The organism is Streptomyces triculaminicus (assembly GCF_017349075.1).
Lineage (GTDB): Bacteria > Actinomycetota > Actinomycetes > Streptomycetales > Streptomycetaceae > Streptomyces > Streptomyces triculaminicus.
This window is the reverse complement of record NZ_JAFMOF010000003.1, coordinates 996,452-1,014,266: the sequence shown is the minus strand read 5'-3', so window position 1 is coordinate 1,014,266 and position 17,815 is coordinate 996,452. Positions and strand designations below refer to the sequence as shown.

Annotated in this window: 12 protein-coding genes and 1 pseudogene; 2 read left to right on the top strand and 11 right to left on the bottom strand. The window is 74.1% G+C overall.

Annotated features, from left to right (window positions below):
- Positions 1–87: 87 nt before the first annotated feature.
- The 5 genes from argF to mmuM all read right to left on the bottom strand — a co-directional run bounded on the left by argF (position 88) and on the right by mmuM (position 7,623).
- Entirely contained in the window at positions 88–1,098 is a 1,011-nt protein-coding gene (gene argF / locus J1792_RS23015; RefSeq protein WP_086566228.1) for an ornithine carbamoyltransferase, read from the bottom strand.
- Positions 1,099–1,182: 84 nt separating this feature from the next.
- Positions 1,183–2,415 (bottom strand): arginine deiminase, encoded by a 1,233-nt coding sequence (locus J1792_RS23010; RefSeq protein ID WP_086566229.1) that lies wholly within the window; start codon positions 2,413–2,415, stop codon positions 1,183–1,185.
- Between the two features lie 102 nt (positions 2,416–2,517).
- Entirely contained in the window at positions 2,518–5,160 is a 2,643-nt protein-coding gene (locus J1792_RS23005; protein ID WP_086566230.1) for a polynucleotide kinase-phosphatase, read from the bottom strand.
- Positions 5,157–6,683 carry a 3' terminal RNA ribose 2'-O-methyltransferase Hen1 gene (locus J1792_RS23000; protein ID WP_086566231.1) on the bottom strand — a complete coding sequence of 509 codons (1,527 nt, stop codon included), beginning with the start codon at positions 6,681–6,683 and terminating at the stop codon, positions 5,157–5,159. Before J1792_RS23000 ends, J1792_RS23005 begins: the two co-directional genes overlap by 4 nt.
- Before the next feature lie 25 nt (positions 6,684–6,708).
- Positions 6,709–7,623, bottom strand: coding sequence for a homocysteine S-methyltransferase (gene mmuM, locus J1792_RS22995; protein WP_207248077.1), 915 nt, complete (start codon positions 7,621–7,623; stop codon positions 6,709–6,711).
- Positions 7,624–7,906: 283 nt separating this feature from the next.
- On the opposite strand from mmuM, the gene J1792_RS22990 reads away from it, so the two are divergent.
- Positions 7,907–8,113 carry a hypothetical protein gene (locus J1792_RS22990; protein WP_086566234.1) on the top strand — a complete coding sequence of 69 codons (207 nt, stop codon included), beginning with the start codon at positions 7,907–7,909 and terminating at the stop codon, positions 8,111–8,113.
- 14 nt (positions 8,114–8,127) lie between these two features.
- On the opposite strand, the gene J1792_RS22985 is transcribed toward J1792_RS22990, so the two are convergent.
- The 4 genes from J1792_RS22985 to J1792_RS22970 form a co-directional block, all read right to left on the bottom strand.
- Positions 8,128–8,586, bottom strand: a complete 459-nt coding sequence (locus J1792_RS22985; protein ID WP_086566235.1) for a DUF6099 family protein — start codon at positions 8,584–8,586, stop codon at positions 8,128–8,130.
- Positions 8,587–8,701: 115 nt separating this feature from the next.
- On the bottom strand, positions 8,702–9,079 hold the full coding sequence (locus tag J1792_RS22980; RefSeq protein WP_207555535.1) for a nucleotide pyrophosphohydrolase: 378 nt from the start codon (positions 9,077–9,079) through the stop codon (positions 8,702–8,704).
- 104 nt (positions 9,080–9,183) lie between these two features.
- The gene (locus J1792_RS22975) at positions 9,184–10,332 is read right to left on the bottom strand and encodes an AAA family ATPase (RefSeq protein ID WP_086574023.1); all 1,149 of its coding nucleotides are present in this window, start codon (positions 10,330–10,332) and stop codon (positions 9,184–9,186) included.
- 25 nt (positions 10,333–10,357) lie between these two features.
- Entirely contained in the window at positions 10,358–10,765 is a 408-nt protein-coding gene (locus tag J1792_RS22970) for a cell division protein SepF (protein WP_086574021.1), read from the bottom strand.
- Between the two features lie 228 nt (positions 10,766–10,993).
- Here J1792_RS22970 and J1792_RS22965 point away from each other — a divergent pair, with 228 nt between their 5' ends.
- Positions 10,994–11,998: a methyltransferase gene (locus J1792_RS22965; protein ID WP_086574019.1), complete on the top strand. Its 1,005-nt coding sequence runs from the start codon at positions 10,994–10,996 to the stop codon at positions 11,996–11,998.
- Positions 11,999–12,127: 129 nt separating this feature from the next.
- Here the strand turns inward: J1792_RS22965 and J1792_RS35880 are convergent, their stop codons facing one another.
- On the bottom strand, positions 12,128–14,743 hold the full coding sequence (locus J1792_RS35880) for a KR domain-containing protein (RefSeq protein ID WP_372446166.1): 2,616 nt from the start codon (positions 14,741–14,743) through the stop codon (positions 12,128–12,130).
- 219 nt (positions 14,744–14,962) lie between these two features.
- Positions 14,963–17,739 (bottom strand): annotated as a pseudogene (locus J1792_RS35875) (type I polyketide synthase); the annotation flags it as partial.
- Positions 17,740–17,815 lie beyond the last annotated feature (76 nt).

Here is a 17,815-nt window from a genome sequence, read left to right as displayed (position 1 = left end):
TACGCGATACGCAACAGCGGGAAGAGCGCGCGAAGAAGGGGCGGCGGGCACAGGGCCCGCCGCCCCTTCGGGCGGTGCGCAGGGGCGCTACCGTCCCCAGCCCACCAGGGTCGCCACCAGCACGGCCTTGATGGTGTGCAGCCGGTTCTCCGCCTCGTCGAAGACGACGGAGTGCACCGATTCGAAGACCTCGTCCGTGACCTCCAGCGAGGTCAGGCCGTGCCGCTCGTAGATCTCCCGGCCGACCGTGGTGTCGAGGTCGTGGAAGGCCGGCAGGCAGTGCAGGAACTTCACGGCCGGGTTGCCGGTCGCGTGCAGCACGTCCATGGTCACGGCGTAGGGGGCGAGCAGGGCGATGCGGGCGTCCCAGACCTCCTTGGGCTCCCCCATCGACACCCAGACGTCCGTGGCGATGAAGTCCGCGCCGCGCACGCCCTCGGCGACGTCGGCCGTGAGGGTGATCCGGGCGCCGCTGGTCTCGGCGAGCTGCCGGGCGCGGGCGATGATCTCGGGGGCCGGCCAGAGCTCCTCGGGGGCGACGATGCGCACGTCCATGCCGAGCAGGGCGCCGGTGATCAGGTAGGAGTTGCCCATGTTGTACCGGGCGTCGCCGAGGTAGGCGTACGCCACGTGCTCCAGCGCCTTGGCCGTGTGCTCGGTCATGGTGAGCACGTCGGCGAGCATCTGGGTGGGGTGCCACTCGTCGGTCAGGCCGTTGTAGACGGGCACGTCGGCGTAGGCGGCGAGATCCTCGACGATGTGCTGGCCATGACCGCGGTACTGAATGGCGTCGAACATCCGGCCGAGCACCCGGGCGGTGTCCCGGACCGACTCCTTGTGTCCGATCTGCGAACCGGCGGGGTCGAGATAGGTCGTACGGGCGCCCTGGTCGGCGGCGGCGACCTCGAAGGCGCAGCGGGTGCGGGTGGAGGTCTTCTCGAAGACGAGGGCGATGTTGCGCCCCGTCAGGCGAGGCTCCTCGGTGCCCGCCCGCTTGGCGGCCTTCAGCTCCGCGGCCAGTTCGACCAGACTGCGGAACTCCTCGGCGGTGAGATCCGTCTCCTTGAGGAAGTGGCGGCCCTTGAGGTCCGTCGCCATGGGTGGCTCCTACGTCGTCAGCACTGCACGGTAAATGGAACTGTATACATCAGTCAGCATCATTATGCAGATGCGTCTCTCCGGCTAAGCACCCGGTACCGGATCCCGCTCGACCGGACAGCTCATGCAGCGCGGCCCACCCCTGCCACGCCCCAGCTCGCTGCCCGGAATGGTGATGACCTCGATCCCGTGCTTACGGAGGAAAGTATTCGTCGTCGCGTTCCGCTCGTAGGCGACCACCACGCCCGGCTCTATCGCCAGGACGTTGCAGCCGTCGTCCCACTGCTCCCGCTCGGCCGCGTGCACGTCCTGCCGGGCGGTCAGCACCCGGAGGGAGTCCAGACCCAGCGCGGCGGCGATGGCGCGGTGCATGTGCTCCGGGGGATGGTCGGTGACCTTCAGGTCGCGCTCGCCGACGCCGGGCTCGATGGTGTACGAGCGGAGCATGCCCAGGCCCGCGTACTGGGTGAAGGTGTCGCCGTCCACCATCGTCATCACGGTGTCCAGGTGCATGAACGCCCGCCCCTTGGGCATGTCCAGCGCCACGATCGTGCGCGCCGAGCCGGCCGCGAACAGCCCCCGTGCCAGCATCTCCACGGCCTGCGGGGTGGTGCGCTCGCTCATCCCGATCAGTACGGCGCCCTGGCCGATGACGAGCACGTCGCCGCCCTCGATCGTCGAGGGGTACGCCGACTGCCCGTCGCACCAGACGTGGAAGCCGCCCCCCGCGAACATGGGGTGATGGCGATAGACCGCCTCGTAGTGCACCGTCTCGGGCCAACGGGCGGGCCAGCGCATCGCGTTGATGCTCACCCCGTCGTAGATCCAGGCGGAGGTGTCCCGGGTGAACAGGTGGTTCGGCAGCGGGTTGATCAGGAAGTCGTCGAGGTCCATCACATGGAAGCGGACGGAGACCGGCTCCGCGTGGCCGGCCAGGAACTCGCGCTTGGTCATCCCCCCGACCAGCAGCGACGCCAGCTGCGGCACCGGCATCGCCTCGAACGCCGTTCGCAGGTGGTCGGTGGCCAGCGGCCCGTACTCCTTCTCGTCGAAGACCCGGTCCAGCACCAGCGCCCGCGCGGCCGGCACCCGCAGGCTCTCCTCCAGCAGGTCCTGGAAGAGATGCACCTCCACCCCGCGCTCGCGCAGCACGTCGGCGAAGCCGTCGTGCTCGGCGCGGGCCCGGCGCACCCACAGGACGTCGTCGAAGAGCAACGCGTTCTTGTTCGACGGCGTGAGCCGCTTCAGCTCCAGGTCGGGGCGGTGCAGGATGACGCGGCGGAGCCGCCCGGCCTCGGAATCGACATGGAATCCCATCCCCCCATCCTCACCTGAACCCGCCGTGATCACTCGGTACGCGGGGCACGGAGTGCCGCCACGGGCCGGGCGGCCCGGGCCGCCCGCCCCCGCGCAGCCCGCCTACAGGCGCGGGTCGACCGACTCGGACTCCAGCGCCAGCACGGCGAAGACTGCCTCGTGGACGCGCCACAGCGGCTCCCCCTCCGCCAGCCGGTCCAGCGCCTCCAGGCCGAGGGCGTACTCGCGCAGGGCGAGCGAGCGCTTGTGGCCGAGGTGGCGTACGCGCAGCCGGGCGAGGTTGTCCGGACGGGTGTACTCCGGGCCGTAGACGATGCGCAGGTACTCCCGGCCGCGGCACTTGACGCCCGGCTGGACGAGCCGGCCGTCGGGGCGGCGGACGTGGGCCCCGAGCGGCTTGACGACCATGCCCTCGCCGCCGGCGGCCGTCAGCTCCAGCCACCACCGGGTGCCCTCGGCGACGGAGGCCTCGTCCTCGGTGTCGACGACCAGACGGCGGGTGGGCGCGAGCAGGCCCCGCACGTCACCCCCCTCGCCGCCGTCGCCGTCACCGCCGCCGTCCGCCGCGACGAGGCGGTCGATCAGGGCGAGCTGCTCGTCGTGCGGGAGCGTGGCGAGGCTGCGGCCCTGGGCCGCCAGGATCTGGAAGGGAGCCATTCGGATACCGGCCGCCGGGTCGGCGTCGTCGCCGACCGGCGCGCAGTACCGCCCGTACGCCTCGGTGAAGGCCGCGGCGTCCTCGGCACGCTCGCGCTGGCGGCCGAGCAGGCCGGAGACGTCCACACCGCGCGCCGCCGCCGACTCCAGCGCCGCGAGGGCGGCCGGGAGGACCGTGCGGGAGGCGGCGCCCACGGCCGCGTACTGGTGGCGCAGCAGGCCGGTCGCCTTCAGCGACCAGGGCATCAGCTCGGCGTCGAGCAGCAGCCAGTCCGTGCCGAGCTCCTCCCACAGCCCGGCCTCCTCCACGGCGCGGCCCAGCCGCTCGAGTATCCGCGCGGTCAGGGCGGCGTCGTCGAAGAACGGCCGTCCCGTGCGGGTGTGCACCGTGCCGGGCACGCCGCCGGTCACCGCGAAGCGCTCGCGGGCGACGTCCGCGTCACGGCAGACCAGCACGGCCGCGCGGGAGCCCATGTGCTTCTCCTCGCAGATCACCTGGCGCACGCCGTCCGCCCGGTAGGCCGCGAAGGCCTCGGCCGGGTGCTCCAGATAGCCCTCCTCGGCGGACGTGGCGCACGGGGCCATGGTCGGCGGGAGGTGGAGGAGCTGCTGGGGGTCGACGGCGAAGCGGCTCATGACCTCCAGGGCCGCGGCGGCGTTCTCCTCCTTGACCGCCACCGGGCCCAGGTGCCGGGTCTCCACGACCCGGCGGCCGGTGACGTCGCCCAGGTCGAGCGGGCGGCCGTCGGCGCCGCCGGGCGCCTCGGAGGCCAGCGGCCGCACGGGCTCGTACCAGACCTGCTCGGCGGGTACGTCCACCAGCTCGCGCTCGGGCCAGCGCAGGGCGGTCAGCTTGCCGCCGAAGACGGCGCCGGTGTCCAGGCAGATGGTGTTGTTCAGCCACGTCGCCGCCGGGGCCGGGGTGTGGCCGTAGACGACGGCGGCGCGGCCGCGGTAGTCCTCCGCCCACGGGTAGCGCACGGGCAGGCCGAACTCGTCGGTCTCGCCCGTGGTGTCGCCGTACAGGGCGTGCGCGCGGACGCGGCCCGAATTGCGGCCGTGGTACTTCTCGGGCAGGCCGGCGTGGCAGACGACGAGCCGGCCGCCGTCGAGGACGTAGTGGCTGACGAGCGCGTCGACGAACGTCCGCGCCCGCTCCCGGAACGCGGGATCCCGCTGCTCCTCCCGCTCCAGCTGCTCGATGGTCTCCGCGAAGCCGTGCGCGACGTTGACCTGGCGGCCGTTCAGCCAGCGGCCCAGCTTGTTCTCGTGGTTGCCGGGGACGCACAGGGCGTGCCCGGCGGCGACCATGCCCATGGCCAGGCGCAGCACGCCGGGGCTGTCGGGGCCGCGGTCGACGAGGTCGCCGACGAAGACGAGGGTGCGGCCCTCGGGGTGCGCGGCGTCGACGGGCCGGCCGGCCTCGTCGCGGACGAGGGCGTAGCCGAGCGCGGTGAGCAGGCTCTCCAGCTCCGAGCGGCAGCCGTGGATGTCGCCGACGATGTCGAAGGGGCCGGTGAGGTGGCGCAGGTCGTTGAACCGGCGCTCGCGCACGATCTCCGCGGCGTCCGCCTGTGCGGTGTCCCGCAGGACGTGCACCCTGCGGAAGCCCTCCCGCTCCAGGTGCTTGAGGGAACGGCGCAGCTCGCGCCGATGGCGCTGGATGACGCGGAGGCCGGCACCGGCCCGCTCCGGGCGGGCGGCGTTGCGTTCGGCGCAGACCTCCTCGGGCATGTCCAGGACGATGGCGACGGGCAGCACGTCGTACTCGCGCGCCAGCGCCACAAGGCTCTGGCGGGCCTCGGGCTGGACGTTGGTGGCGTCGACGACCGTCAGCCGGCCGGCCGCCAGGCGCTTGCCGACGATGTAGTGCAGGACGTCGAAGGCGTCCTTGCCGGCGCTCTGGTCGTTCTCGTCGTCGCTGACCAGGCCCCGGCAGAAGTCGCTGGAGATGGTCTCGGTGGGCTTGAAGTGCCGTGCGGCGAAGGTGGACTTGCCGGAGCCGGTGGCGCCGACGAGGACCACGAGGCACAGGTCGGGCACGGCGAGGGGCGCAGGGGCGCCGGTGGTGGTGCTGGTGCCGGTCATGCGGCCTTCGCCTCCTTCGCGGCCCTGGTGGTGCCGGTCGTGTCCTGCGGGTCGTGGGGACCGTGCGGGTCGTGTGCGGCGCACTTGCGGAAGACGGCCATCTGGGTCGGCGGGCCCACCTCGGGGTCCTCAGGGCCCACGGGCGCGAAGTCCACGGTGTAGGCGTGCCGCTCGGCGACCTTGGCGGCCCAGGCGCCGAACTCCTCCCGGGTCCACTCGAAGCGGTGGTCGGCGTGCCGGACCTGCCCGGCGGGCAGCGACTCCCAGCGCACGTTGTACTCGGCGTTGGGTGTGGTCACCACCACCGTCCCGGGGCGCGCGGCGCCGAACACCGCGTACTCCAGGGCGGGCAGCCGCGGCGGGTCCACATGCTCGACGACCTCGCTGAGCACGGCCGCGTCGTAGCCGGCGAGCCGGCGGTCGGTGTAGGCGAGGGAGCCCTGCCACAGGGCCACCCGGGCGGCCTGCCGCTCGGTCATCCGCTCCAGCCGCAGCCGCCGGGAGGCCTCCTTCAGCGCCCGTACGGACACGTCGACGCCGACGACCTCGGTGAAGCGCGCGTCCTTGAGGAGCTCGCCCACGAGCTGGCCCTGCCCGCAGCCCAGGTCGAGCACGCGCGCCGCCCCGGACCTGCGCAGCACCCCGAGGATGGCCTGGCGCCGGCGCACGGCCAGCGGCAGGGGCCGCTCCGCGGTGTCCTCGTCCTCGTCGACGGCGTTGTCGAGCGCCTCGGGCTCGGTGTCGTCGGACTCGGCGAGACGCGCGAGGGCGAGCCGCTCGAGCCGGTCGAGCGCGTCACGGGTCAGGCCCCGGCGGCGGCCCAGATAGCGGTCGGTGATCAGGCGCTGTCCGGGGTGGCCCTCGAGCCAGCCCTTGCCGGCGCGCAGCAGCTTGTCGACCTCGTCGGACGAGATCCAGTAGTGCTTGGCGTCGTCGAGCACGGGCAGCAGGACGTACAGATGCCGCAGCGCGTCCGCGAGCCGCAGCTCGCCCTCCAGCACCAGCGACACATACCGCGAGTCGCCCCACTCGGGGAACCGCTCGTCCAGCGCCACCGGGCGCGCCGTCACCCGCCAGCCCAGCGGCGCGAACAGCCGCTCCACCAGGCCGGCCCCGCCCCGCGCCGGCAGCACCGGCACCTCGATCCGCAGCGGCCGCACCTGCCCCGGCAGCTCCGGCCGGGCCGCGCACTGCCCCCTGACAGCGCTGGAGAAGACGCTGCCGATCGCCACGGCCAGCAGCGAGGAGGCGGCGTACGGCCGGTCGTTGACGTACTGCGCCAGCGCCGAGTCCGGCGCGCCGCCCCGCCCCCTGTCCTTGCCCTTGCGCACCAGCGCCACGGGATCGACCTCGAGCAGCAGCGCCGCCGTGCACCGCTCCTCGCCCGCCTCCGGGTAGAGCACATGCGCGGTGCCGTACGAGGTGGAGAACCGCTGCGCCTTGTCGGGGTGTTTGTGCAGCAGAAAGCCGAGGTCGGTCGCGGGGCGCCCGGCGTCGCCGGAGGTACTGATCGTCAGGAACACGTGGCCGATTATCCCTTTCCGTACGTCACGGTCGCTGTTGTTTTTCCACCACCTCCGCCAGCTTCCCGATGAGGTCCGGGCCGACGCGGCAGCAGCCGCCGATGAGGCGGGCGCCGTCGGTCCGCCAGGAGGCGGCCCGGGACGGGGCGAAGCCGGGCGGGCCCTGCCAGGTGCGGGTGGGGGCGTAGGTCTCTCCGCTGTTGGGGTAGACCACCACCGGCTTGCCGCCGACGCGCGCCGCCAGGCGCACGGCGTGGTCCGCGTCGGCCGGTTCGCAGCAGTTCACCCCCATGGCGATGACCTGGTCGTCGTCGGCGGCCAGGGCGAAGGCCTCGGCCAGCGGCTGGCCCGCCCTCGTGCGGCCGCCCGCGACGCTGTAGGACAGCCACACCGGCACCCCGCAGCCACGCACCGCCGCGAGCAGGGCGCGGGCCTCGTCGACGTCGGGCACGGTCTCCAGGGCGAGCACGTCGGGGCGCGCCGCGACCAGCGCCTCGACGCGGGGGCGGTGGAAGCGCTCCAGCTCCGCCACGCTCAGGCCGTAGCGGCCGCGGTACTCGCTGCCGTCCGCGAGCATCGCGCCGTACGGCCCGACGGATGCCGCGACCCACACCTCGCGCTCCCCCAGCGCCGCCGCGCCCCGCGCCAGCTCCACGCTGCGGCGCAGCAGGGCGGCGGTCTCCTCCCGGCCCAGGCCCCGGCGGGCGAAGCCCTCGAACGTGGCCTGGTAGCTGCCGGTGATGAGCACCTGGGCGCCGGCCCGGACGTAGGCCGCGTGGGCCGCTTCGATCTGCTCGGGGGCGTCGGCGAGCAGGCGGGCCGACCACAGCTCGTCGGACAGGTCGCAGCCCTGCGCCGCGAGTTGGTTGGACAGCCCGCCGTCCAGGACGAGCGGGCCGCGCGCGAGCGCGGTGGCGAGCGGAACGGTGGGGGCGGACATCGCGAGGCTCCTCTTTCGGTCTCCGGACTGCTGACCGCCTCCATCCTGCACGCTCGAACACACGTCAACCCACTGCTGACCGGGCCCGCCGACTCACTCCGGCCGGGTGAAATTCCCCCGCCCGGCCGGGACGACGGAGTAGATGCCAGTGTCCGGCGCCCCCGGTGATCGTTGGCTCGGGCGGAGCCGGACCGCCCGGCCCGCGCACCGGCGTTCGAGGCTGGTGGCGACGATCGCATAGCCGCCCGCCCGCACCGGGAGGGCGAGGGCCGAGGAGGCCACCATGACTCAGGAAGCCGCGCCCGAAGAGGCAGTGCCCGGCCAGGCCGCTTCCCAGCAGCAGGGCGCACCCAAGGGCCTGCTGCAGCAGATGGAGGAGCTGATGGCGGCGCTCAACGCCGATCTGACACAGCTCGACGCCGACCTTCAGTCGTCGGGCCAGCAGCCCGCCGAGCGGCCCCCGGCCCAGGGCGGCGCCGGCACGGACTGAACCCCGAAGAACCCTCACGCCGCACCTCCCCGCTCACGCAGGGCCAGCCGTCTGAGGAGACCGCCGACCCGGTCGCTCGTCTCGTCGGCGGCGTCGATCGCTTCCATGCACATCCAGTACACGGCGTCCTCGTCGCAGACGCAGGCCACGCCCACCAGGGCTATGCCGACCTCGCCGAGGAGCTCGCCGAGGTCGGTCAACGCCCGCCAGGGGTCGCGTAGTTCGGTGAGCTGCGCCGCCCGTAGGCCTCCGGCGTACAGCGCGGACTGGCGCAGCGCGCCGGAGGCACTTCCGCCGGCCTCGCTCAGACCCCGGGCCGCCGCACGGATGTCGTACGACCCCTGCACCGCGAGCCGGCTGCCGACGGCCTCGGCGAGAGCCTGCGCCTGGCATGCCTCGGCGACGATGTCCGCCACCCCTCTGGCCCGCGCCAGGGCCTGCCTCGTGGCTTCGATGAGCCGCGCTGCGTCCATGACCGTCCCCCACGTTTCCCGCTCCGCCCACTCTCACTACCCAGAGTGATGACTAACCGCCGGAAAAGCCAGGGGAATTCAGAAATCTGTGGATACCAGATGCGGTGTGGATAACTCAATCACTCCGGAGAGTGACGATCTTTTCATTCACCGCCCCGCGCGCCACCCTGTCCGCCGTCCCGGCCCCCGGCCCGGCCGCCCCGCTCCCCGGCACCGGAAATCTCAGCTCATTTCGGTCGATCTTCGCCGACAGCGCCGTCAGAACGTCGATCCCCAGGACGTCGCAGAACTGCAGCAGGTACGCCAGCACATCCGCGACCTCGTCCTCGACGCGCCCCGCGGTCTCCGGTTCCTTCATCACCCGGGCCGACTGCTCGGGCGTCAGCCACTGGAAGATCTCGACCAGTTCGGACGCCTCCACGCTGAGCGCGCTGGCCAGGTTCTTGGGCGTGTGGAACGGCTGCCAGTCGCGCGCCGCCGCGAACGCCGCCAGCCGGCGCTGAAGATCCCCGAGGTCCGGGGCGGGTCCGGGGGCCGGTGCAGGGGCCGCGAGGGGGTCGAAGGGTGGGGTGTTCGGTACGTCCAGGGGTTCATCGCTCACCCCTCAAGGTCTACCATCGACGCCCCCTTGGCCTCTTCCGCCGCCTCGCCCACCTCGCCCCGCACCGTCCCCACCAGCCTGATGTGGCCCCGCTCGCACATCCGCGCCGCCAGCCCCAGCAGTTCCCGTGCCTGCCGTGCGTCGAGGCACCGGTCGAGGCCGTCCGCCAGGACCGTCAGCACCTGCCGGGCCGGCAGCACCTCGGCCGCCGGATCCACCGCCAGCACCCCGGGCCCCGTCAGCAGCACCAGACACAGCGCCAGATAGCGCAGCTCACCGTCCCCCAGCCGTTCCAGCGGGGTCACCGCCCCAGCGCTCCCGGCCAGCACGGCCCGCACCAGCCCGCCCTCCAGGCCCTGCGCCGCGAGGCCCTCGACCGGGCCGCGACATCCCGCCCGCGCCGCCGCGACCAGCAGCGCGTGCCGGGTGCCGCACTCGTCGCGGGTGCGCCCCAGGACCGCGGCAACGTTGTCACACGCGCCGCGCAGCCGACCGTCCCGCGCGGCGACGGGGGCGCGCATCAGCTCCGGGCGCGGGTCGCAGGGGAAGACGGAGCGCAGGGCGACCACGAGTTGTTCGGCGGCGTCGAGGACCATGCGCTGCCCGGCCGTCTTGCCCGCGACCCGCAGCGGCAGCAGCGCGGTGCCCAGCCGGTCGTCGGGCAGTGGGGCGCGTGTGACGGGGACGGAGCCGGCGGTGTGCCAGGCGGCCTCGACCCGGGGAAGGCCCGGGTCGCGCAGCGCCGTGGAGAGCAGGGTGCGCCCCGCGCCGGTCAGCCGTTCGCCGACGACGCGCAGCTCCGGCTCGGCCTGCACGGCGACGTCCAGCCGGACCGGACCGGCCGGCCCGTCCACGGTGCAGCCGATCCGGAATCCGCGCCGCCCCTGGGCGTCGGGCCTGGCGGTGTGCGGGACGCAGGCCCTGGCTCCGCCGGGCACGGAGGCCAGGGCCTCCTCCAGGCTGTCGCCGCCGGCGAGCCGGGCAAGCGCCGCGTAGGCGTGCAGGGCGCTGGACTTACCACTCCCGCTCGCGCCCCGGAAGAGGGTCATGGGCCCGAGCGGGAAGACGGCGTTGCGGTGCGACTTGAAGGCGGAGAGCCGCAGTTCGGTCACGGCGGGGCGCTGAGGGCGGGGGGCGGCGTCCATGCCCCGGACCGTAGGGGCCCGCCGCTCAGCCAAACCGTTTCAGCTGATCATTCTTCCTACGATCGGGGTACCCGGCGGCCACCTCCGTCCCTTCGGGCGCGAGCAGGAAGACATTGGTGTCGACCCGGTGCATACCGCTGCCCAGGCCGAAGACGACACCGCTGGAGAAGTCCAGGATGCGCTTGGCGACGTCGATGTCGGCGCTGGTGAGATCCAGCAGCACCGGAATCCGCGCCATCAGATGCTCGGCGACCTCGCGCGCGTCCGCGAAGACCTGCACGCGCAGCACGACCATCCGCCGCCGGCTCTCCTTGGGCTCCTCCTCGGGCAGGGCCCGGTGATCGGGCCAGGACGGCCATGTCTGGTGACCGCGCAGCGGGACGACCTCGGCCAGCCCCTCCCACTGCTCGTCGGTGGCTTCGGACCTGTTCACCGGATCACCCTTCCGGGGAACGTGCTGGCTATGTACATCCCACGATTCTAGGGACAAACACCCCCCGTTAGGCCGAGTGACACGCCCCGTCCGGCCCAGCCGCCGACGACGCCGGGGACCGTCCGGCCGGGCCCGGCCCGGCCCTTCGGCCTCTTCAGCATTTACGAACAACTCCGGCGCTCCCCTTTCCCCCTACGCTCGCCACAGACGGACGAAGGGAGAGCGCGGATGGCGGAGGACCGGGCCCCGCGCGTCGGACTGACGACGCTGGCCGACCTGGCGACACCGATGGCGATACGGGTGGCGGCCACCCTGCGGGTCGCCGACCACATGGCCGACGGGCGGCGTACCGCCGCGGAGATCGCCGAGGCCACCGGAGCGCACGCGGACGCACTGGATCGCCTGCTGCGGCACCTGGTCACCGTCGGCCTGTTCACCAGGGACGACGCGGGCGCGTACGCCGTGACGGAGTACGGACGGCAGCTGCGCGACGACCACCCGGCGGGCAAGCGCAGGTGGCTGGACCTCGGCGGGGCGGTGGGCAGGGGCGACCTCAGCTTCGTCGAGCTGGGCCACACCGTGCTGACCGGCGAGGCGGCCTACCCGGTGCGCTACGGCACGTCGTTCTGGGAGGACCTCGGCGCCGACCCATCGCTGTCCGCGTCCTTCGACGCGCTGATGGGCCACCACATCGAGCTGGACAACGCCGGGATCGCCGACGCCTACGACTGGGCGGCCCTCGGGCACGTCGTCGACGTGGGCGGCGGCAGCGGCGCGCTCCTCGGCGCGCTGCTGGCGGCGCATCCGGGGCTGCACGGCACCGTCGTCGACCTGCCGGGCCCGGCGGCCGCCGCGCGCCGGATGTTCGACGAGCGCGGACTGGCCGGGCGCGCACGGGCCGTCGCGGGCAGCTTCTTCGACCCGCTGCCGCCCGGGGCGGGCGGCTATGTGCTGTCCGCCGTCATCCACGACTGGGCCGACGAGCCGGCCGCCGCGATCCTGCGCCGGTGCGCGGAGGCGGCCGGGGAGAAGGGGGTCGTCCTGGTCGTCGAGGCGGTCGGCGGCGACGGCGAGTCGCCGAGCACGGCGATGGACCTGCGCATGCTCGCCTACAACGGCGGCAGGGAGCGCGGACTCGCCGAGATGCGCGCGCTCGCCGCGCGGGCGGGCCTGGCGGTCCGCGCGGTGCGCCCGGCCGGCTACGTCTCGCTCATCGAGATGACCCCGGCCTGACCACCGGCCGGGGCGCCCGCCAGCCGGACGCGGTGCCGGATCGCCACGGTCCGGCCGGACGCCCCGCCGGACCGCCGGACCGGCCGCGCACCGCCAGGAGCGGGCGCGCACCGGTCCGGCGGTCGCCGCTCACCGCCCGGCCGTGGCCGGCACCCCCGGGTCCTCGGCCACCGCGCCAGCCACCACGCCGGGCGCCTCCTCCGACGGCGGGCAGAGACTGTCGTAGACGTGGCCGGCCAGGGCGGCCACGGTCGGCTTGGCCCACAGGATCGTCGGCGGCAGGTCGAGCGCGTACCTGCGCTGCAGGCGTACGCGCAGCGCGACGGTCATGACGGAGTCGACGCCGAGTTCGACGAGCGGGCGCTTGAGTTCGACCGCCGGAGCGTCGAGGTTGAGCTCGGCGGCCACCTGCTCGCGGACGTCGGCGGTGACGCGTTCGCGGGCCTCCTCCTCGGGCAGGTCCGCGATGTCGGCCGCGAGGAGGCCGCCCGTGCCGGCGGCCGCGGTCTCCTCCGAGACGGCCAGCTCCCGGAACATCGGCAGCCGCGGGGTGTGCGAAGGGGTCGGGACGACGCGCAGGACGGCCTGGTAGTCCGCCCGGAAGCGGTCGCCGAACGCCCACGCCCGCAGCGCCTCGGCCCCCGACACGGCCTCGAGTCCCCGCGAGTTGGCCTCGAACATGGTGGTGGCGATGTCCGCCGACAGGCCCAGCCCGCGCCATGCCGTCCAGCCGAGGCTGATCGTCTCGGTGTGGCCGCCGGCGTTGCGGTGCGCGGCCAGGGCGTCGAGGAAGGAGTTCGCCGCCGCGTAGCCGGCCTGACCGGAAAGCCGGGCGAACTGGCCGCACGAGGAGAACATGACGAAGAAGTCGAGCCGACCGGGCGGGAAGAGGCGGTGCAGCACCAGGGCGCCGCCGGCCTTGGGGGCGAGCACCTCGCGCAGCCCGTCCAACTCGACCTTGTCGACCAGGGCGTTGTTGACGACGCCGGCGGCGTGCACGACCCCGCACACCGGCGGCAGCCCGAGCGTGCCCGGGTCCAGCGCGGCCGCCACCTGGCGGGCGTCGGTGATGTCGAGGGCGAGCACCCTCACCGTCACGCCCAACGCCTCCAGCGCGAGGACGCCGTCGATCCGGCGCCGGGTCTCCGGGTCGGTGACGGTCTCCCATTCCCCGCGGTCGGGCAGCCCGCGCCGGCCGGCGAGCAGGATTCTGCGCGCGCCCCGGTCGACCAGCCACCGGGCGGTCTCCAGTCCGAGCGCCCCCAGGCCGCCGGTGATCAGTACGGTGCCCGACGGCGAGCAGCGCAGGGGTGTGCCGTCGGCGCTGCGCTCGATCCGGCTCAGCCGGGCGGCCCGGGGGCCGTCCGGGTCCAGCGCGATGACGTCCTCCTGGCCGGCGGCCCCGCGCAGCACGGTGAGCAGCCGTGCGCCGGTGCCGGCGTCGAGCGCGGGGAGGTCGACGGCGCCGCCCCACAGCTCGGGGTGGTCGCCGGCGATGATCCGGGAGACGCCCCACAGCGGGCCGTGCGCGACCGACCGTTCGTCGCGCGCCTCGCGGACGCCGGTGGTCAGGCACCACACGCGCTGCGGGGCGAGGTGTCCGGGGGCGTTCGCCTGGATCTCGGCGAGGCGTTGCACGACGCGGATCAGCGTCCAGGTGACGCGTTCGGTGGCCTGATCGAGCGGTTCGCCCTCGCGGGAGAGCGAGGGTGCGACGAGGAGCGCGCCGGGCCGGGCGAACAGTTCCGGCCGCAGGTCCGCTTCCGGCCCCTCGCCCATCCGTACGCACCGCACCCCGGCGGCCTCGAGCTGCTCCGCCAGCGGATCGGTCACGTCCGCCTCGCCGACGAGGAGCACCTGCTCCACGGCGGCGGCGCCCGCCCCCGCACCCTCGCCGAGGTCCAGCGGCCGCCACACGACCTCGTGCACCAGGTCCCGGGGCAGCACCGCCGTGCCGAGGTGCTCGACGGCCGCGAAGCGCAGGCCGAGGACCTCGCAGACGACGTCACCGCTCTCGTCGGCGACGCGTACGTCGACCGTGTCGTGCGGCGAGCGGGGCGAGCGGGTGCTGTGCACGACGATGCGGGCGGGCGGCTCCCCGCGCCAGGTCACCTTCTCGATCGAGCGCGACATCCACAGGACGGAGGCGTCGCCGGGCGCCACCACCATGGCGCTGATGGTCAGCGCGCCGTCGATGACGTGCGCCCAGCTGCTCGCCCGGCGGGCGGGGGCCGGCTCGATCGTGAGGACGGCGAGCTGCTCGTCCTCGTCGTGCCGCAGCTCCTCCAGGTCCCAGGGGAAGGCGTAGCCCTCGACGCCCATCCGCTCGAACATCTCGTCGGCCTTGGTCAGCGAACCCTCCGTGAGGCGCGCGCGGAGCCGCGCGGCGTCGAGGAGGCCGGAGGGCGCGGGGGCGCCCGGGTCGAGGGTGGCCGTGGTGTGGGTGATCCACTCGTCGCCGTCGTCCTCGGTGTCGTCGGCGATGCGGGTCGCCAGCGACAGCGACCGGCCCTCGCGTACGACCTGCACGACGCGGGGCGGTTCGACGGCGAGCGGCGTACGCAGCACGATGTCGGTCAGCGCCGGCGGCCCGTCCTCCCGTGCGGCCTCGGCGAAGGTGTTGATGATGGCGGCGGCCGGGGTGACCTCCACGCCGACGAGCCCGTGGCTCTGCGGGTAGGGGCGGCTGGAGAGGTCCAGCCGTGTCTGCCAGACCTGCCGGGACGGCGCGCCGCTGACCGTCATCCGGCCGCCGAGCAGCGTGTGACTGTCCGGGTCGTGGCCGCTGCCCAGGCCGGCGCCGCCGGTGTCCTCGGGGAAGATCCAGTACGGGCGGTGCTGCCACACGGTCGCGGGCAGGGGCAGCGGTGCGCCGACGCCGTGGTCCCGGGTCCAGTCGATCGCCGCGCCGTGGCAGTGCAGGCGGGCCAGGCCGTCCAGCAGTGTGGCCGTCTCGTCGGCGTTCCGCCGCAGGCTGCCGGTGACGGCCGCGTCCTCGACGCCGAGGTGCAGCAGCGTCTCGCCGACCGAGTGGGCCACGACGGGGTGCGAGGAGATCTCGAGGAAGAGCCGGTGGCCGTCCTCGACGGCGGCCTGGACGGCCTGGGTGAAGCGGACGGGCCGGCGCAGGTTCGCCACCCAGTAGTCGCCGTCGCGGGCGGCCTTCGACCGGGCGTCGTCCAGGGCCGTGCCGTAGAGGGGCACCGTGGGCGGGCGGGGGTGAGGCGGCGGGCGGCCGCGCCGACCTCGCCGGCCACCTCCTCCACGTGCGCGCTGTGGAACGCCACGTCCGAGTCGACGTCCCGGATCCAGATTCCCGCCTCCCGCCATTCCTCCGCGATCCGGGCGACCGCCGCCCGGTCGCCGGAGACGACCGTCGCACCGGGGTCCGCCGCTATCGCGGCCTCCACGCCGGGCCGTCCGGCGAGCCGCCGCCGGGCCTCCTCGAACGGCAGGCCCGCCATGGCCATGGCGCCCCGCCCTTCCAGGCGTTGCAGCGCGGCCGCCCGGCGGCAGGCGAACCGGGCGGCCTCCTGCTCGTCGAGCGCGCCGGCGGTCACGGCGGCGGCGATCTCGCCGACGGAGTGCCCGATGACCGCGCCCGGCTCGAGGCCGTGGCCGCGCCACACCTCGGCGAGGCCGAGCTGGACGGCGAAGGTGAGCGCCTGGACGTGGGCCGCCGTCCAGGGGCCGCCGGTCTCGAGCGCCTCGCGGGGCGTCCAGCCGAGCTCGTCGCGGAAGACGTCCGCCAGCGCGTCGATCTGTGCCGCGAACGCCGGTTCGCTCGCCAGCAGTCCGCGTCCCATTCCGGACCACTGGGCGCCGTGCCCGGAGAACACCCACACGACCTCGCCCTCGTGGCCGGGCGCGGTCCGCGCCGAAGCGATGCCGGGGCCGGTACGGCCCGCGGCGAGGTCGCGCAGCCGCTCGGCCAGGCCCCCGGCGGAGTCCGCGACGAGAGCCGCCCGCTGCGCCAGGTGCGAGCGGCGCAGGGCGAGGGTGTGCCCGACCGAGGACGGCGCGACGCTGGGGTGGGCGTCCAGCCAGTCGGCGACGGAGTCCGCCAGGGCGCGCAGCCCGGCCTCCGACGCGGCGGACAGGGGGAACACCGCGGGGGTACGGACCGGCGCGCCGGTGTCCTCGGGTGTACGGCCGCCGGGGCTCTCCTCGCCGGCGGGGCTCTCCTCGCCGGTCGGACCCAACTCGCCTGTCGGGCCCTCCTCCAGGATGACGTGGGCGATCGTGCCGCCGACGCCGTAGCTGGAGACGCCGGCCCGCCGGGTCCGGCCGGCGGCCGCGGGCCAGGGCCCCGGCTCGCCGACGAGGCGCAGCCCGGAGGAGGCCCAGTCGACGTCGGGGTGGGGTTCGTCGTGCAGGCTGGGCGGCAGCTGTTCGTGCCGCAGCGCGAGCACGGTCTTGATGACGCCGGCGATCCCGGAACCGCCCTCGATGTGGCCGATGTTGGGCTTCACCGATCCGATCAGGCAGGGGCGGTGCGGCGGCCGGCCGGCGCCGAAGACCCTGGCCAGTGCGGTGACCTCCTCGCCGTCGCCCGCCGGCGTGCCCGTACCGTGCGCCTCGACGTAGTCGACGCCGGCGGGGTCGACGCCCGCCCGCTCGTAGGCCTGCCGCAGCATGTGCTCCTGCGCGTCGCCGTTCGGCGCCATCATGCCCTCGGAGCGCCCGTCCTGGAACAGGCCGCTGCCGCGGACGACCGCCTGGACGGAGTCGCCGTCGCGGAGGGCGTCGGAGAGGCGCTTGAGGACGACCACCCCGGCGCCCTCGCCCCGGCCGTAGCCGTCGGCGTTCTTGTCGAAGGCCTTGCTCCGGCCGTCGGGGGACATCGCCCCGGCGCCGTGGAGGGCGACGTTGAGCGCGGGAGTGGACATGATGTTGACGCCGCCGACGATCGCCAGGGGCGTCTCCCCGGTCAGCAGGGCGCCGGCCGCGATGTGCAGGGCGGTCAGCGCGCCGGCGCAGGCGGTGTCGACGGCCATGCTGGGGCCGCGCAGGTCGAGGAAGTAGGAGACGCGGTTGGCGATTCCGTAGAAGGTGGCGCCATTGACGGCGTACGCACCGGTGAGGGGGATGTCCTCGAGGAGTCGCCGGCCGTAGTCGTTGGAATTCGCGGCGACGTACACGCCCGCGTCGGTGCCGCGCAGGGAGAGCGGGGGAATGCCCGCGTCGGCCAGCGCCTCCCAGGAGAGTTCGAGCATGAACCGCTGTTGCGGATCGAGGAAGTCGGCCTCCCGGGGGGAGATCCCGAAGAATTCCGCGTCGAAGCCTTCGATGTCGTCGAGGAAGGATCCGCGCCGAATGGTCGTCCGCATCACGGCGGTGGCCTGCGGGCTGCTCGAGGCGTAGGGCTTCCAGCGTTTGTCCGGCATGTCGCCGACCGTGCTGCGGCCGCTCGCGAGGAACTCCCAGAACCTCTCCGGCGAGTCGAGGTCCGGGGCGAACCTGCAACTCATGCCGATGATGGCGATTGCTTCCTCGGGTGCTGCTTTCTCCGTCAAGTCCTCGCTCCTGTTCGGTTCACCGAGCGGACACGACGCAAAGGGGGCCGGTGATCGCCTTCTCCGGCAGCCGTTTCTGCGGCGGCGTCCGGCCCTTTGCCTGTACGTCAGGAAGGGCTCACGCGAGGGCGGGCCGCCCCACTGAGCGACAGGTTCTGCCCGGCGAGGACCGTCTGACAACTTCTGACGTGCGGCTTCAGGAGGGCGCCCCGATTCAGCAATCACCGAGACGGCCGGGGCCGGACGGCGTCCCTAGGCTGCGGGGAGAAAGGCGCGCACGCACGCAGCAGACATGCCCGAA

Excerpts from the sequence above, each read along its gene's own strand:
- argF (WP_086566228.1), bottom strand. The coding sequence starts at position 1,098 with ATGGCGACGGACCTCAAGGGCCGCCACTTCCTCAAGGAGACGGATCTC.
- J1792_RS23010 (WP_086566229.1), bottom strand. The coding sequence starts at position 2,415 with ATGGGATTCCATGTCGATTCCGAGGCCGGGCGGCTCCGCCGCGTCATC.
- J1792_RS23005 (WP_086566230.1), bottom strand. The coding sequence starts at position 5,160 with ATGACCGGCACCAGCACCACCACCGGCGCCCCTGCGCCCCTCGCCGTG.
- mmuM (WP_207248077.1), bottom strand. The coding sequence starts at position 7,623 with ATGTCCGCCCCCACCGTTCCGCTCGCCACCGCGCTCGCGCGCGGCCCG.
- J1792_RS22990 (WP_086566234.1), top strand. The coding sequence starts at position 7,907 with ATGACTCAGGAAGCCGCGCCCGAAGAGGCAGTGCCCGGCCAGGCCGCT.
- J1792_RS22985 (WP_086566235.1), bottom strand. The coding sequence starts at position 8,586 with ATGGACGCAGCGCGGCTCATCGAAGCCACGAGGCAGGCCCTGGCGCGG.
- J1792_RS22975 (WP_086574023.1), bottom strand. The coding sequence starts at position 10,332 with ATGGACGCCGCCCCCCGCCCTCAGCGCCCCGCCGTGACCGAACTGCGG.
- J1792_RS22965 (WP_086574019.1), top strand. The coding sequence starts at position 10,994 with ATGGCGGAGGACCGGGCCCCGCGCGTCGGACTGACGACGCTGGCCGAC.
- J1792_RS35880 (WP_372446166.1), bottom strand. The coding sequence starts at position 14,743 with ATGACGGTCAGCGGCGCGCCGTCCCGGCAGGTCTGGCAGACACGGCTG.